Annotated in this window: 10 protein-coding genes; 9 read left to right on the top strand and 1 reads right to left on the bottom strand. The window is 68.7% G+C overall.

Going from position 1 to position 15603, the window contains the following annotated elements; translation table 11 throughout:
* Positions 1-3 precede the first annotated feature (3 nt).
* Both RN729_RS02835 and RN729_RS02830 read left to right on the top strand, forming a co-directional pair.
* Complete coding sequence (locus RN729_RS02835) at positions 4-1794, top strand: B12-binding domain-containing radical SAM protein (protein WP_310782161.1); 1791 nt, start codon at positions 4-6, stop codon at positions 1792-1794.
* Positions 1787-4297, top strand: a complete 2511-nt coding sequence (locus RN729_RS02830; protein WP_310782160.1) for an SDR family oxidoreductase — start codon at positions 1787-1789, stop codon at positions 4295-4297. The genes RN729_RS02835 and RN729_RS02830 overlap by 8 nt, the downstream gene beginning before the upstream one ends.
* Positions 4298-4324: 27 nt before the next feature.
* Here the strand turns inward: RN729_RS02830 and RN729_RS02825 are convergent, their stop codons facing one another.
* A complete protein-coding gene (locus RN729_RS02825; RefSeq protein WP_310782159.1) occupies positions 4325-5692 on the bottom strand; it encodes an NAD-dependent succinate-semialdehyde dehydrogenase in 1368 nt (455 codons plus the stop codon).
* A 95-nt stretch (positions 5693-5787) separates the two neighbouring features.
* Here RN729_RS02825 and RN729_RS02820 point away from each other — a divergent pair, with 95 nt between their 5' ends.
* The 7 genes from RN729_RS02820 (at position 5788) to RN729_RS02790 (ending at position 15595) form a co-directional block, all read left to right on the top strand.
* Positions 5788-6633: a hypothetical protein gene (locus RN729_RS02820; protein WP_310782158.1), complete on the top strand. Its 846-nt coding sequence runs from the start codon at positions 5788-5790 to the stop codon at positions 6631-6633.
* Between the two features lie 109 nt (positions 6634-6742).
* Positions 6743-8320: a 4Fe-4S dicluster domain-containing protein gene (locus tag RN729_RS02815; protein WP_310782157.1), complete on the top strand. Its 1578-nt coding sequence runs from the start codon at positions 6743-6745 to the stop codon at positions 8318-8320.
* Complete coding sequence (locus tag RN729_RS02810) at positions 8317-11409, top strand: molybdopterin-dependent oxidoreductase (protein ID WP_310782156.1); 3093 nt, start codon at positions 8317-8319, stop codon at positions 11407-11409. The genes RN729_RS02815 and RN729_RS02810 overlap by 4 nt, the downstream gene beginning before the upstream one ends.
* 92 nt (positions 11410-11501) lie before the next feature.
* The gene (locus RN729_RS02805; protein WP_310782155.1) at positions 11502-12407 is read left to right on the top strand and encodes a molecular chaperone TorD family protein; all 906 of its coding nucleotides are present in this window, start codon (positions 11502-11504) and stop codon (positions 12405-12407) included.
* Positions 12400-13647, top strand: a complete 1248-nt coding sequence (locus RN729_RS02800) for an AI-2E family transporter (protein WP_310782154.1) — start codon at positions 12400-12402, stop codon at positions 13645-13647. Before RN729_RS02805 ends, RN729_RS02800 begins: the two co-directional genes overlap by 8 nt.
* An 18-nt stretch (positions 13648-13665) precedes the next feature.
* Positions 13666-15057 (top strand): TIGR00366 family protein, encoded by a 1392-nt coding sequence (locus RN729_RS02795; protein ID WP_310782153.1) that lies wholly within the window; start codon positions 13666-13668, stop codon positions 15055-15057.
* A gap of 40 nt (positions 15058-15097) precedes the next feature.
* Positions 15098-15595 carry a histidine phosphatase family protein gene (locus RN729_RS02790; protein ID WP_310782152.1) on the top strand — a complete coding sequence of 166 codons (498 nt, stop codon included), beginning with the start codon at positions 15098-15100 and terminating at the stop codon, positions 15593-15595.
* The last annotated feature ends 8 nt before the right edge of the window (positions 15596-15603 follow it).

Raw genomic sequence — 15603 nt, 5'->3', positions numbered from 1 at the left:
GCCATGCCGAATGCGCTCCTCCTCTACCCCAGGCACCCTCCCACCTACTGGGGCAACAACTTCGCCCTGGACCTTCTGGGCATCCGAGCCGCCTTTCCGCCTCTCGGCCTGCTCACCGTCGCGGCGATGTTCCCGCCCCGGTACAACCTCCGCGTGGTCGACCTCAACGTCACCTCGCTCGAGGACCGCGATCTGGAGTGGGCGGATCTCGCCTTCACGTCGACCATGATCGTCCAGCGCCCGTCGCTCGAGCAGGTCGTCGAGCGCTGCAACCGGGCCGGGATTCCGGTCGTCGCCGGCGGCCCTCACCCCACCACCTTCCACCGCGAGATGGAGGGAATCGACCACTTCGTCCTCGATGAGGTCGAGGAGACCTTCCCCACCTTCCTGCAGGACCTGGAGGACGGCACCGCGAAGGAGGTCTATCGAGCGCCGAGAAAGCCGGATGTGACCGTCACGCCGCTTCCGCGCTTCGACCTCATCGACATGAGCGACTACTACTCCATGTGCCTCCAGTTCTCGCGAGGCTGTCCCTTCGACTGCGAGTTCTGCGACATCACCAAGCTGTACGGCCGCGTGTCGCGCACGAAGACGCCCGAGCAGATGGTGGCCGAGTTCGATCATCTCCACGAACTGGGGTGGCGCGGCCCGCTCTTCCTCGTCGATGACAACTTCATCGGCAACAAGCGCGAGGTGACGCGTCTCCTGCCGGCGATCGCCGAGTGGCAGAAGGAGCGCGGATATCCGTTTACGCTGTCTACCGAGGCCAGCGTGAACCTCGTCCGCATGAACGACCTGATGGACGTCATGATCGAGGCCGGCTTCGACACCGTCTTCCTGGGTATCGAGACGCCCAATCCGAAGGCTCTCAAGAAGATGAAGAAGCCTCAGAACATCAACGTGCGCGACGACAACTACCTGTTCACCGCCGTCCGCAAGATCCAGCAGAAGGGGATGCAGGTGCAGGGCGGCTTCATTCTCGGTCTCGATGAGGATGACGAGACCGCGTTCGACGCCCAGATCGACTTCATTCAGGAAACCGGGATCCCGATCGCGCTGGTCGGCCTGCTGACCGCGCTCAAGGACACCAACCTGTGGGCGCGTCTCGAGCAGGAGGGCCGATTGCTGGACAAGCCCATCGAGATCAACGCCACCTCGCTGAACTTCAGGCCGCAGATGGACCCGGCCACGCTGGTGGAGGGATATCTGCGGGTCATCGGGACGATCTACGATTCGACGCTCGAGAACTACTTCGAGCGCTGCCTGACGCTGCTCGAGCACCTCAACCCCGTGCCGCACATCCACAAGTCCGTGAGCGAGCACGCACTCTATGCGGGGATCATGGGGATCCGACGACGCCTGACCGAGGACCAGCTTCCGGCGTTCTCGCGCTACGTCGCGAAGGTCTCCAAAGACCATCCCCGCATGATGCCCCTGGCGATTCGACTTGCCGCGACTGGTCATCACTGCGAGAAGTTCACGCGCCAGCAGACCGTGATCCGCGAATTCAAGAAATATCTGGACTCGGAGTTGGCGACCGTCCGCCATACCCGGCCGGAGCCGACTCCCACGCCGGGCGCGGAGGACGGGATCAGGCAGGCGGCGCTCGACCGGGCCGATGCACGGCGGAGGGCCATCCCGGAGGAATTTCGCTACGCCGGAGACGGCATCTCCGAAGCCCTCGCGGCCTTTCAACTCGCGCTGGATCCCGAGGTCCACCCGGCCCCCGTGACCCGCGGAAGCCTGCCGCTCGTGGGCGAAACCCGGGATCCCGGCGGAGCGGCACGTGCCTGAAGCGGACACTCTGCGCAGCGAGGTTCCCACGCTCACGGGAACCCTCCCGCCTCAATGCCGGCACGATCTCGATGCGCTGCGCCGATTCATCGACGAGGCATCCAGTCGTTCCGCGGCAGGCGCGCCGGCCGGTCCAGCCGACTTCCGAGAGGTGCTGCTGACCGGAGCGACCGGCTTCCTCGGCCGTTTTCTACTGAGAGACCTCCTGCGGCGGAACCCGAACCTGGCCGTGACCTGCATCGTGCGCGCGGATGATTCCGACCACGCGCTGGCGCGCATCCGGGCAGCCCTGGAAGAGGCGGGAATCGAGGATGACGCGCTCGCGCCGCGCATCCGTGCGCTGGCGGGAGACATCCATCTTCCGCGTTTCGGCCTGGAGCCGCCCCAATTCGCGGATCTCTGCCAGCGGATCGATGCCGTCTACCACCTTGCCGCGAGCCTGAGCCTGTCCACTTCCTACGCCGCTCTGCGCAGGACCAACACGTTCAGCATCCGCGCCGTGCTCGACCTGTGTTTGACGACGCGCCTGAAGCCCATCTTCTTCACGTCGACCATGGGGATTTTCCCCGAGTACTTCTGCGCCTTCGCGAACGAGTATTCCGGACGTCGCATCACGCACCAAATGCAACCGGACATCGCGACGATGAAACGCGCTTTTCCGCTTGGCCTGCTTGGGTACCCCTGGACCAAGCTGGTGGTCGAACAGGCCCTGCTCCACGCGGCCCGAGCCGGGGTGCCCGTGGCCCTCTTCCGCCTGCCGCACGCGAACGCCTCCAGCACCGGCTTCGGCAATGCCGACGATGTCGTCGTACGGCTGGTGGCCTCGGTCGTGGATGTGGAATGGATGCCGGAGGGGTTCACATTGCAGTGGAGCCAGGCGGCGGCCGATGTCGTGGCCGACACCATGGCGGCGATTTCGCTGAATCCCGACCGGCGCTTCACGATCTATCACTATTCCGAAGATCCGTCCCTGGGACACGACGTGCAGCTCGCCGACTTCGGACTGTACTACGAGACCGTCTCGTACGAAGCGTTCAAGCGGGCCTGTCTGGCGCGGGGAGAACAGTCACCCCTCCACGGATTCTGGAGCCTGATCGATCACGGGGCGCCGTATTGGTTCAGCGGGAACGCGACCGCGCCGTCTCTTCGAGTCTGCGACCGCGCCGTGCGGGCCGATTGTCCGGACCCGATTCAGTGGCCGAGCGCGTACACCATGCTCCGGCGTTCCGGCGACTGGCTGCGGGCTCATCGCGAGCGATGGCCGTACCGCATACCCGAGAGCCGCCTCGACTACGACCACCTCGTGCGCAGAGCCGAATCGTGCGCGCGGGAGTACGGTGTCTCCTTCGACGTGGCGTTTCCCGCTTGGAAGCTCCACGGACTTGAACGCCTCGTGCAGGCGGTTACGGATCCGGGGGCCGGGGTCCGGACCGAACGGTACGGTGACATCGTCTTCGATTTTATGCGCCTGTTGCGCAACAACGCGGCGTTGGCGGCCGAGCGTGAGCGTTATCCGGAGATCGCGGAACGGGAGGTCAGGCAGCCGGTCTTCATCGTCGGAATCAACCGCACCGGCACGACCTTTCTGCACCGCCTGATGGCTCGTGACCCGAGGTTCTGGACGCTACGCGGCTACGAGTATGTCGAGCCGGTCCTTGCAGGCGGCGATTACGCCAACCTGACCGGCTCGGCCAACGATCCGCGGCGGGCCTTCGCGGAGGAACTTCTGAACGCGTCGGGGATCGTCGACATGTTCAAGGGCGTGCATCACTTTGACGTGAACGAGCCGGAAGAGGATCTGGGACTCCTCAGGATGGGATTTGCGGCCTGGAGCACCACCGTGCGGTTCCACATCCCGGGCTTCGCGGGCTGGCTCGCCGGCAGGGATGCGGGCGAGAGCTATGCCTTCCACCGGCGCGCGATGCAGAGCTATACCCATCAACGGCGACAGCGGCGAAACGGCCGCGATGGTCAGTGGCTGCTCAAGATGCCCTTCCACCTCCTTGAACTGGAAGCGCTCATCAAAACGTACCCCGACGCCCTCTTCATTCAGACCCATCGCGAACCCGCGCAGTTCATGGGATCCTGGAACAGTCTCGTAGAGAGGGTCCGCAACCTCTCCGCCCCGCCGCGACCGCCCGCAGATCTCGGGGCGGAACAACTCGAATTCATGAGTCGCATACTCGATTGCGCAGTGGAGTTTCGTACTCGCCACCCCGAACTCGAAGACCGGTGGATGGACGTCAGTTTCTACGATTTCGTAGAGGACCCGATGGCCATGTTGGCCCGCATCTACGACCGTTTCGGCTGGCCGCTGGAGGAAGAGGCCGTGGCCGCCATGGATGCATGGCTCGAGGTACAGGCCGAACAGCGGCGAAGCGAAAAACGGCACAAGTACGATCTTGTCGACTTCGGTCTGACGCGGGACAAGGTCGACGCGGCCTTCTCCGGCTATCTGGATTTCCTCTCCCGCGAAGGGTACCGGTCGCCGCTGACTCCGTGAGGACCGGCCTCGTGCAATCGGGACGCGTCAGTCGCCGACCCACACCGTCTTCACGTTCACGAACTCGCGGATCGCGTGGGGGCCGAGTTCGCGCCCGTAGCCCGAGCGTTTGACGCCGCCGAAGGGGACGCGGGGATCGGAGGCGGACATCCCATTGATAAATACGCCGCCGGCCTCCAGGTCGCGGACGGCCCGGGCCCGCTCCTCGGGGTCGTTCGTCCAGATGGCGGAGCAGAGGCCGAAGTCGGTCGCGTTCGCGCGCTCGATGGCCTCGTCGATGTCGGCGACCGCGAAGATGCTGGCGACCGGACCGAAGATCTCGTCATCCGTGGCCGGGGACCCGTCCGGGACGTCCGTGAGCACGGTCGGCTCGTAGAACCATCCGTGCCGGTCGGGTACGCGCCCGCCCGTGGCCACGCGGGCACCGGCCGCCACGGTGGCCTCCACCTGCTCCGCGACCGCGTCCCGCAGGTCGCGGCGGGCCAGCGGTCCGATTTCGACTTCGGCCTCCTTCGGGTCGCCGACGTGGAGCGCCGCCACGCGTTCGACGAGCCGCTCGGTGAACTCGTCGACGATCGAACTCTGGACGAGCATCCGCTTGGCGGCGATGCACGACTGGCCGTTGTTCCACATGCGGGCGTCGACGGCGGTCGCGACCGCTCGATCCATGTCCGCGCTCTCCATGACGATGAAGGGATCGCTGCCGCCGAGTTCGAGCACGGTCGTCTTGATGCGGCGTCCCGCCTCGGCCGCGAGCGCGGAGCCGGCGGCGACGGAGCCCGTGAGAGAGGCGGCCTGCACGGTCGGGTCGTCGAGCACGCGGGGGATGTCCTCGACCTCGACGAAGACGTTCTGGAACACGCCCTCCGGGAATCCGGCGCGCGAGAACAGTCCCTCGAGCGCGACCGCGCACTGCGGCACGTTGGGAGAGTGCTTGAGCAGGAAGACGTTGCCCGCCAGCACCGTCGGCACTGCGGAGCGCATGGCCTGCCAGAACGGGAAGTTCCACGGCATGATTCCGAGCACCGCGCCCAGGGGGTGGTACTCCACCCAGCAGTGCGTGCCGGTGGATTCAAAGCGCTCCGGCGCCAGGTGCGCGGCCCCGTGCTCCGCGTAGTAGCGGCACACCCAGGCGCATTTTTCCGCCTCGGCGACCGCGCTGGCCAGCGGCTTGCCCATCTCGCGCGTCATCAGCAGGCCGTACGCCGCCTTACCCCGCTCCACGAGTTCCGCCAGCGCGAGAAGACGTTCGGCCCTCTCGGCCACCGGCACCCGCCTCCACACCTCGAACGCGTCCCGCGCCCGCCCGAGCGCCGCGTCGATCCCGGCGGCATCGAGGGCGGGGAACGAGGCGAGCCGTTCCTCCGTGGTCGGATCTATGCTCTCAAAGGGCATCTCGTCCTCTCTCACGAGACGTTACGATTAGCAAAATCGTCCGGTTTTGAAGCTTGGGCCGCAAGCCCCGGCCGGACCTCGACCCGGAGCCGCGCATGACCAGAGCCGAGACCGAAATCGTCGCCGACGACGAGAGCACCGCCGCCGCGGCGCGTTTCGAAGCGGATCTCGCGCGGGACCTCATGTCCGCTCGTGACGGGCGCGGGACGACACAGCCGCCGACAACGCGGGCGGAAGGGTTCGGGCTGGATCAGGCCTATCGTGTCGGCGCAGCGCTCGACCGCCGGCTCCGGCGGCGCGGATACCATCCGATCGGCTGCAAGGTCGGGTTCACGAACCGGGCAATCTGGCCCCGCTTCGGGCTGGATGAACCGATCCTGGCCCCGGTCTACGACCGTACCCTGCGGCTCGCCGGGCCGACGGCCGAAATCCCGATCGGGATGTTCCACGCTCCGATGATTGAAGTGGAGGTCGTGTTCGGATTCGCGCAGGAGGTGGCGGACGAGGGGCGTCCGGAATGGGTGGCGCTCGGGTTCGAGATCGTCGATTGCCACTACCCCGAGTGGCACCTCACGCCGGCGGATTCCGTCGCGGACTTCGGGCTTCATGGGGCGCTCGTCGTCGGCCGGCCGGTGAACGTCCGCCAACCCGGATTCGACGAACGGGTGGCCCGCCTCGACGACCTGGAGGTCCGCCTCTTCCGGAACGAGACGCCGGTCGCCCGCGGACGCGGGAGCGATGTCCTCGGGCATCCGCTGGCGGCGCTGGAATTCGTGCCGCGTCTCCTCCCGCGCTTCGCCGGGCAGGAGGACTCGCCTGCCGGCGGTGTCGTGAGCACCGGGACGATGACCGCCCTGGAGCCGCTGTCCCCCGGCGAGCGGTGGCGTGTGGAAGCAGCGGGCGTGGACCTCCCCGGCATGGAAATCGTGCTCACCAGGTGAACGGGCTTGCCCGGTTCGGCGCCACGATGGAACATAGCAGCGCCATGTGACCGCCGGCCCACGCGCGAGCGCCGTCGCGACCGCACCGAACCTCCCACGGGGAGCACGCATGCCGGAGTCCTCAGAGACAGGGACCGAGACGGCCCGCTGGGCGAAGGTCATCGATCACACTCGGTGTATCGGCTGCCACGCCTGCACGACGGCCTGCAAGTCGGAGAACGAAGTCCCGCTCGGCGTCACCCGCACCTACGTGAAGTACGCCGACGTAGGGACGTTCCCCGCCGCGCGACGAGCCTTCCAGGTCACGCGTTGCAACCAGTGCGACGACGCGCCGTGCACGACCGCGTGCCCTACCCAGGCCATGTTCCGCCGTCCCGACGGGATCGTGGACTTCGACAAGTCGATCTGCATCGGCTGCAAGGCGTGCATCGCCGCCTGTCCCTACGATGCGATCTTCATCAACCCGGACGACCATTCGGCGGAGAAGTGCAACTTCTGCGCTCACCGCATCGACATGGGGCTGGAGCCGGCCTGCGTCACGGTGTGCCCGACGGAGGCGATCATCGTCGGCGACCTCGACGACCCCGAATCGAAGGTCTCGCAGTACGTGGGGCGTGACCCGGTGAGCGTCCGGCGGCCGGAGAAGGAGACACACCCGAAGCTGTTCTACAAGGGGGCTCACCAGGCGACGCTCGATCCGCTGGCCGCCGTCCGTCCCGGCGGCGGGCTGTACATGTGGAGCGAGCAGCCCGCGGGCTCGCACGAGGTCGGCTCGGGCCAACCGCACCCGATGGGAACGGACGGACGGCACGGCCCGAACTCCTCGGCCGCCGCGATTCTCTCCTACGATGTCTCGCACACCGCGCCGTGGGATTGGCGCGTGAGCCTGTACACGCTCACCAAGGGGGTCTCCGCCGGCGTGTATCTCGCGGTGCTCCTCCTCTGCCTGCTGGGCGGGCTCGCGTGGCAGAGCGGGGCCTGGCTCACCCTCACGCCGCTTCTCGGTCTCGCCGCCCTCGCGCTCACCGGCGGGCTGCTGATCTGGGACCTCGAGCATCCGAAGCGCTTCTTCCTCATCTTCACGAGACCGCACATGAAGAGTTGGCTCGTGCGCGGGGCGTTCGTGATCGCGGGTTACGGCCTGGCCCTGACCGCGCACCTCGGGGCGGCGCTGGTCGGCGGCGCCGGCGCCGCGGAGACGACGCGCTGGATGGCGTGGGCGGGGGCGCCGCTGGCCGGCATGACCGCGGTCTACACGGCCTACCTCTTCGCGCAGGCGAGGGCGCGCGATCTGTGGCAGAATCCGCTCCTGCCGCCGCACTTTCTCGTACAGGCGGTGCTGGCCGGCGGCGCGGCCCTGATGCTCGTCCCGTCGCTCGGCGGGTCCGCCGCGCTGGGCCGGCTCGTGGGGCTCACGGCCGTCGCGCACCTCCTGCTCGTGCTCGCCGAACTCACCCTCACGCACGCGACGGCCCATGCCGCGCTCGCCGCCCGGAACATGGTGCGCGGCCGCTACGCTCCGTGGTTCTGGGGCGGCATCGTGCTCGTGACGCTGGCGGCCGCGCTCACCGTGAGCCCGCTCGGCGGCGCCTGGGTCGCCCCGCTGATCGGCATCGCTGCCCTCGCGGGGCTTCTCGCGCACGAGCACGCGTACGTGCAGGCCGGCCAGTCCGTGCCCCTCGCATGAGCGATCCGGGCGGCCCGGGCCGCAACGGCTCCGGCGCGGGCGGCAACGGCTCGGGCCCGGACGACGTTTCGCGGCGGCTCCGCGAACTCAGCGAGCGCGTGAGCGCGGCGCGCTCCGAGACCGAAAGTCGCGGCGAGACCTTCTATCCCGGCCCCAGCCGCGCCCAGCTCGCCGCCTTCCCCCCGCGGGAACGCTGGGACGACTGGGTCGAACTCGACTCGAAAGCGTGGCCGGAAAAGCGCGAACGGCGCTACATGCTCGTGCCCACGACCTGCTTCAACTGCGAGTCCGCGTGCGGGCTCCTCGCCTACGTGGACCGCGACACCCTGCAGGTGCGGAAGTTCGAGGGGAACCCGGAGCATCCGGGCTCCCGCGGCCGGAACTGCGCCAAGGGCCCGGCCACGCTGAACCAGATCGTTGATCCCGACCGCGTCCTCTACCCGCTCAAACGCGCCGGCGAGCGCGGGGAGGGGAAGTGGGTGCGCGTCTCGTGGGAGGAGGCGCTCAACGACATCGCCACGCGGATCCGCAAGGCGATCGACGAGGGTCGCCAGCGCGAGGTCATGTACCACGTGGGGCGGCCGGGCGAGGACGGGTTCACGGAACGGCTGCTCGCCGCGTGGGGCGTCGACGGCCACAACTCGCACACGAACATCTGCTCCTCCAGCGCGCGCGCCGGTTACCAGTTCTGGCTCGGCATGGACCGCCCCAGCCCCGACCACGCCCGCGCGGACGTCATCCTTCTCGTGAGTTCGCACCTTGAGGCGGGGCACTACTTCAACCCCCACGCCCAGCGCATCCTGGACGGGGTCAAGAAGGGGGCGCGGCTCATCGTCTTCGACACGCGCCTGTCGAACACGGCGACGCACGCCGACCACTGGCTCCCCACGCAGCCCGGCTCCGAGGCCGCCGTCCTCCTCGCGATCGCGAATCACCTGATCGCAACGGGGGCCTGGGACCGCGACTTCGTCCGGCGCTGGTTCAACTGGGAGGAGTATCTCGCCGCCGAGAAGCCGAATCTCCCCCGCACCTTCGAATCGTTCGAGGCCGTCCTCCGCGAGCTGTACGAAGCGTGCACCTTCGAGTGGGCGGCGGAGGAGTCCGGTGTGGATGCGGAGCAGATCCGCGAGGTCGCCGAACTCGTGGCCCGCGCCGGTTCGCGCCTCTCCACGCACAACTGGCGGAGCGCCGCGTCGGGCAACGAGGGTGGCTGGCAGGTGGCCCGGACCCTGTTCTTCCTCAACGCCCTCACGGGTTCCGTCGCGACCCCCGGTGGCACCTATCCGAGCACGTGGAACAAGTTCATCCCGAAGCCGATCCGGATGCCCCGGCACCCCGAGCACTGGAACGAACTCACGTGGCCCGAGGAGTATCCGCTGGCGATGTACGAGGTTTCCTTCCTCCTCCCCCACCTCCTCAGGGAGGGACGCGGCAAGCTCGACGTCTATTTCACGCGCGTGTACAACCCGGTGTGGACGAACCCGGACGGGTTCGCGTGGATCGAGGCCCTGACGGATGAGGAGAAGCTCGGACTCCACGTCGCGCTCACGCCGACCTGGAACGAGTCCGCCTACTTCGCGGACTACGTCCTTCCGATGGGGCACGGACCCGAGCGGCACGACCTCCACTCCTACGAGACCCACGACGGACAGTGGATCGGCTTCCGGCAGCCTGTCCTCCGCTCCGCGCGCGAGCGCCTCGGCGAGCGGGTGGCGGACACGCGCCACACGAACCCGGGCGAGGTGTGGGAGGAGAACGAGTTCTGGCTCGAACTCTCCTGGCGCATCGACCCCGACGGGAGCCGCGGCATCCGCGAGTTCGTGGAGTCGAAGGAGAATCCCGGGCAGCGCCTCACGGTGGACGAGTACTACGCCTGGATGTTCGAACACTCCGTGCCCGGCCTGCCGGAGGCGGCCGCCGCGGAGGGGATCTCGCCGCTGGACTACATGCGCCGCTACGGCGCCTTCGAGGTCGCGCGCGACATCGGCCCGCTTCACGAGCGGCCCGTTCCGGCCGAGGAGCTAGACGACGCGCGGGAAGACGAGTTCGGCCGCATCTACACGCGGGCCCCCGCCTCCGCCGCGGTGAACCTGGCGCCCATGGGTGCGCCCGACTCCGACCCGGAGGGGCGGCGCCCGGTGGGGGTTCGCGTGGAAGACACGATTCGCCGCGGATTCCCGACCCCGAGCGGCAAGCTGGAGTTCTACTCCCCGACGCTCGTCCGCTGGGGTTGGCCCGAGTACGCCGTTCCCGCCTACATCAGGAGCCACGTGCACCCGGCCGCGATGGAGCCGGACCAGATGTGTCTCATCTCCACCTTCCGGCTCCCGGTGCAGATCCACACGCGTTCAGCCAATTCCAAGTGGCTGGACGAGATCGCCCACACGAATCCGCTCTGGCTCCACCCGTCCGACGCGGCGCGGAAGGGGGTGAAGACGGGTGATCTCGTGCGGGTCGAGACCGAGATCGGCCATTTCGTCCTCAAGGCGTGGGTGACCGAGGGGATCAAGCCGGGCGTCGTCGCGTGCAGCCACCACATGGGGCGCTGGAAGCTGGCGGACGCCGGTGCAGCGGGCCCGAACGGGGGCGAACCCGGTACGGCCGGGCGCGGCGAGCGGGAACGCGTCGCCGGTCAGCGGCAACTCATGGCGACGGTTTCCCTCAGCGGGAAAGACGGCGACTGGAAGCTGTCGCGCAGGCAGGGCGCGGCGCCGTACAAGACCGACGATCCGGACACGTCGCGGATCTGGTGGACGGATGTGGGCGTCCATCAGAACCTCACCTTCCCGGTGCACCCCGATCCCGTGTCCGGCATGCACTGCTGGCACCAGGCGGTGCGCGTGGTCAAGGCGTCGCGGCGCGACTGCCACGGGGACATTCACGTCGACACGGAGCGGTCGCACGAGGTGTATCGGCGCTGGCTAGACAAGACGCGCGGAGCCCGGCGGCATTCTCCCGACGGGACGCGCCGGCCGCACTGGCTCATCCGGCCCGTGCGTCCCGTGCGCACGGCCTACGACCTCCCGGAACCGCAGGGCTCGAAGTCGCCCGACCCGGAGTCGGGGAATACCGATTCGGACGCAACTTGACAGCAAATCGAGGCCCCCATCTACTTCATAAGGTGAAAGTGCACAGTGCCGCACGCGCCGCCGGCGCGGGACATACCACGGACAGCTAGGCCATGGAGCTTTTTCGCGCCCTCGGCGCGCTTCTCGATGGCCCCTGCGGGGAGAATCGGCTCATTGGCCACCTCCTCGAGCTGGGCCCGGTGCCGGACGAGCCCACGCACAACGACCTGTTCCTCTTCCAGCTCTATCCGTACGCCTCCGCCTTTCTGGGCACCGACGGCCACATGGGCGGGGAGGCGCGCGACCGCGTCGCCGGGTTCTGGCGCGCGCTCGGGACGACGCCCCCGGAGGATCCGGACCACCTCCGGGCGCTGCTCGGAGGCTACGCCTGGCTCGTGGAAGCTCAGCAGAGCGGGAACGGAAAGACGGCGCAGGCCTGCCATGATGCGCGGCACGCCTTCCTCTGGGAGCACCTCCTCTCGTGGGTCCTCCCCTTCCTCACCAAGCTGCGGCAGATCGCGCCCCCGTTCTATCGGGAGTGGGCCGACACGCTCGAGGCCCTCCTCTTCGGCGAATCGGCTCGCCTCGGGCCGCCGACGCGACGCCCGCTCGCGCTGCGCGAGGCGAAACCGGTGCCCGACCCGCGCCGGACGGATGGGGACAGCTTCTTCAACGCCCTCCTGAGCCCGGTCCGCAGCGGACTCGTCCTCACGCGCGCGGACCTCGCGAGAGCCGCGCGCGACCTCGGTCTCGGTCTCCGCGTAGGTGAGCGCGCCTACATTCTCCGGTGCATGATGTCGCAGGGCCCGCGCGCGACCCTGGACTGGCTCGCGTGCGAGGCGCGGGACTGGACGCGTCTCCACGACCGCGGGGGGACCACGGCGCCGGAAGTCGCGGATTTCTGGACGCAGCGCGCGGCCGCGACGGGCCGCCTCCTCAGCGACCTCAGCGCCGACATCGACTCCGACGCCACCGCGAACATCAGCGCCGACCTCAGTGCCGACGCCCATAATGGGTGACGCGGGCGGGAGCCCGCCCCTTCATCCGGGACGTTTCCGGGCCATCTTCCTTCTCCTGCTCGTCGTCGGGATCAGCCTCCTCTTCCTCCAGATGATCCGGACGTTCCTCACGGCGCTCTTCCTGGGGGCGATCCTCAGCGGCCTCATGTACCCGGCCTACCGCACCCTCTGCCGGTGGTTCGGCGGAAGGGAGGGGCTGGCCTCCTTCGCCGCGGTCGGACTGTTCGTGATCCTCCTCATCGGGCCGGTCACGGCGTTCCTCGGCATCGTCGCGAACCAGGCCGTGCAGGTCACGCAGTCGGCCGGCCCCTGGATCGAAGACATGCAGGCCCAGCTGCGGCAGCCGGGCGGGGTCGACGAACTGCTCGACCGGATTCCCTGGCTGGACTCGCTGCGACCGTACCAGGAGCAGCTCCTCCAGAAGCTGGGCGAAGTCGCGGGATCCGTCGGCGGCCTGGTGGTCGACTGGCTCGCCGGCGTCACGACGGCCACCGTGCGGGTCGTCTTCCTCCTGCTGCTGATGCTGTACGCCATGTTCTTCTTCCTGAAGGACGGCCGCGTCGTGCTGCACAAGGTCCTCTACTACCTCCCGCTCTCCGACGAAGACGAGCGCCGCATGCTCGACCGCTTCGTCTCGGTGACGCGGGCGATGGTGAAGGGGACGTTTCTCATCGGCATCGTGCAGGGCGCGCTGGCCGGGCTCGCCTTCTGGGTGGTCGGGATTCCGTCCGCCGCTTTCTGGGGCACGGTCATGGCGGTCCTCTCGATCGTGCCGGGGATCGGGTCCGCGCTCGTGTGGCTGCCCGCCGCGATCTACCTCATCGCCGCGGACCGGATCGGGGGCGGCGTCGGGCTGATTCTGTGGTGCGGCCTCGTCGTGGGGACGCTGGACAACCTCATGCGCCCCTGGCTCGTCGGGCGCGACACCCGGATGCCGGATCTGATGATCCTGCTCGGCACCCTCGGCGGGCTCATCGCCTTCGGCATGGCTGGCGTGCTCATCGGCCCCATCGTCGCGGCGCTCTTCATCACCGTGTGGGAACTCTACGGCGAGTCCTTCCGGGAGGTGCTGCCGGCCACGGCCTTCGGCGCGTCGCCGCCCGCGGATGCCGCTGTCGCGGTGCCCGCGCCGGAAGCCGACGCTTCGCCCGCGCCGGAAGCCGCCACGGCCGAAGCCCCTGCTCAGGACGCCTCCCCGGCGAAGGCCTCTCCGCCGGACGCCTCTCCGCCCCGGGAGTAGCCCGATCCGCCGAACGGCATGAGCGGGAGTCCGCTCGACCGGCTGCGCGAGAGCGGCGCGGCGCTCTCCCGCGTCACGGAACGCTGGGTGCCGGACGCGTGGGTGATCCTCATGTCGCTCACCGTGGTCGCGCTCCTCCTCGCGGTCACGGGGGGCGGCGCCTCGATCCCGGAGGCGGGGCTGGCGTGGGGCGCGGGCGTCTGGACGCTGCTCGAACTGGCGATGCAGTTCTCGATCATCATGGTGGCGGCCCACGCGTGTGCCTCGTCCCCCCCGATGTACCGGATGCTCGACCGCCTCGCCGGCCTCCCGAACCCCGAACGCCCCGTGCAGGCGGTGGCCCTCGCCGCCGGATTCTCGATGGTGGCCGGCTATCTCAACTGGGCATTCGGGCTCGTAGGGTCCGCGCTCTTCGTCCCGTTCATCCTCAAGCGCAACCCGCGGGCCGACGTGCGCCTCGTCATCGCCGCGGCCTACATGGGCATCGGGACCGTATGGCAGAGCGGCCTCTCCAGCTCCGCCCCGCTCATCATGGCCACGCCCGGCAACCCCCTGCTCGAGCCCGGCGCCGGCGCTCCCGTCGTGGACCGTCTCTATCCGGTCACCGAGACGCTCTTTCATCCCTTCAACCTCGGCTACGCCGCCGTCATGCTGCTGGTGGGTCTCGTGGCCGCGATGGCGCTCCACCCGCACCGCGACGCCGTCACCCTCACGGAGGCGGAGGTCGACGAGATCCTCCCCGCGCCCCCGCCGCCGGCGCGCGCGGGCACGACGCCGGCCGAGCGCCTCGACCGCTTCCGCGGCTGGACGCTGCTCGCCGCCGTCCTGCTCGCGTATCCCCTCATCCACTCGATCGTCACCCGCGGTTTCGGCGCGAGCTGGACGATCAACGCGTACAACACGGTCTTCCTCGCCGTGGCGCTCCTCCTCCACGGCCGGCCGACGTCGTTTCTGCGGGCCTGCCGCCACGGAGTGACCTCGGCGTGGGGAATCATCCTTCAGTTCCCGTTCTACGCCGGCATCTTCGGGGTCATCCAGAACACGAACCTGGGAAGCTGGCTCGGCGAGCAGTTCGCCGCGGTCGCCACGACGCGGCTCTATCCCCTCGTGGTCTACGTCTATTCGGGGATAATGAGCATGTTCATCCCCTCGGCGGGCTCCAAGTGGATGATCGAGGCGCCGTACGTGATCCCCGCCGGAGAGGCGCTCGATGTGTCCGTCATGACCGTGCTCCTCGCCTACGCGTACGGAGATTCCGCCTTCAACCTCATCCACCCGTTCTGGGCGCTCCCCATCCTCGCGGTGACGCGGCGCCGCTTCGGGGAGATCCTCGGCTACGCCTTCCTGCTCTGGCTGGCGACGATCCTCCTCGGAGTCGCGACCATGCTCGTGATCCCGATCCGCTGGTGACGCCCGTGACGCACGCGACGCACGTGACTCCCGTGATCACATGAAGACCCTGCTCATCCTCCGGCACGCGAAGTCCTCCTGGGACCATCCCGGCCTCCGCGACCACGACCGCCCCCTCAACCCCCGCGGCCGCCGCGACGCGCCCCGCTTGGGCCGGTTCATGGCGGAGCAGGACCTCGTGCCCGACCGCATCGTGAGTTCGACCGCCGTCCGCGCGCGCACCACGGCGGAACTCGCGGCGGCGGAGTTCGGCGCGGATGTGGAGATCGAGACGACGTACGACCTCTACGGCGCCTCTCCCGACGGCTACATCGAGGTCGCGGAGGCGATGGGGGGAACGGCGGAGCGCCTCATGCTCGTCGGTCACAACCCGGGCATTACCTCCCTCGTCTGGCACCTGACGGGCGAGGGCGAGTACATGCCGACCGCCGCCCTCGCCGCTGTGGAACTGGACATCGACGACTGGACCGAACTGCGCTCGGCCCGCCGCAGCCGCCTGATCGGCCTCTGGCGCCCGAAGGCGCTCCCCCCCGGCTGAAGGCCGAA

Origin of the sequence: Candidatus Palauibacter polyketidifaciens (assembly GCF_947581785.1) — a bacterium.
GTDB lineage: Bacteria > Gemmatimonadota > Gemmatimonadetes > Palauibacterales > Palauibacteraceae > Palauibacter > Palauibacter polyketidifaciens.
This window is presented reverse-complemented; position numbering and strand designations above follow the sequence as displayed.

Excerpts from the sequence above, each read along its gene's own strand:
- RN729_RS02835 (WP_310782161.1), top strand. The coding sequence starts at position 4 with ATGCCGAATGCGCTCCTCCTCTACCCCAGGCACCCTCCCACCTACTGG.
- RN729_RS02790 (WP_310782152.1), top strand. The coding sequence starts at position 15,098 with ATGAAGACCCTGCTCATCCTCCGGCACGCGAAGTCCTCCTGGGACCAT.
- RN729_RS02800 (WP_310782154.1), top strand. The coding sequence starts at position 12,400 with ATGGGTGACGCGGGCGGGAGCCCGCCCCTTCATCCGGGACGTTTCCGG.
- RN729_RS02810 (WP_310782156.1), top strand. The coding sequence starts at position 8,317 with ATGAGCGATCCGGGCGGCCCGGGCCGCAACGGCTCCGGCGCGGGCGGC.
- RN729_RS02820 (WP_310782158.1), top strand. The coding sequence starts at position 5,788 with ATGACCAGAGCCGAGACCGAAATCGTCGCCGACGACGAGAGCACCGCC.
- RN729_RS02805 (WP_310782155.1), top strand. The coding sequence starts at position 11,502 with ATGGAGCTTTTTCGCGCCCTCGGCGCGCTTCTCGATGGCCCCTGCGGG.
- RN729_RS02815 (WP_310782157.1), top strand. The coding sequence starts at position 6,743 with ATGCCGGAGTCCTCAGAGACAGGGACCGAGACGGCCCGCTGGGCGAAG.
- RN729_RS02825 (WP_310782159.1), bottom strand. The coding sequence starts at position 5,692 with ATGCCCTTTGAGAGCATAGATCCGACCACGGAGGAACGGCTCGCCTCG.
- RN729_RS02795 (WP_310782153.1), top strand. The coding sequence starts at position 13,666 with ATGAGCGGGAGTCCGCTCGACCGGCTGCGCGAGAGCGGCGCGGCGCTC.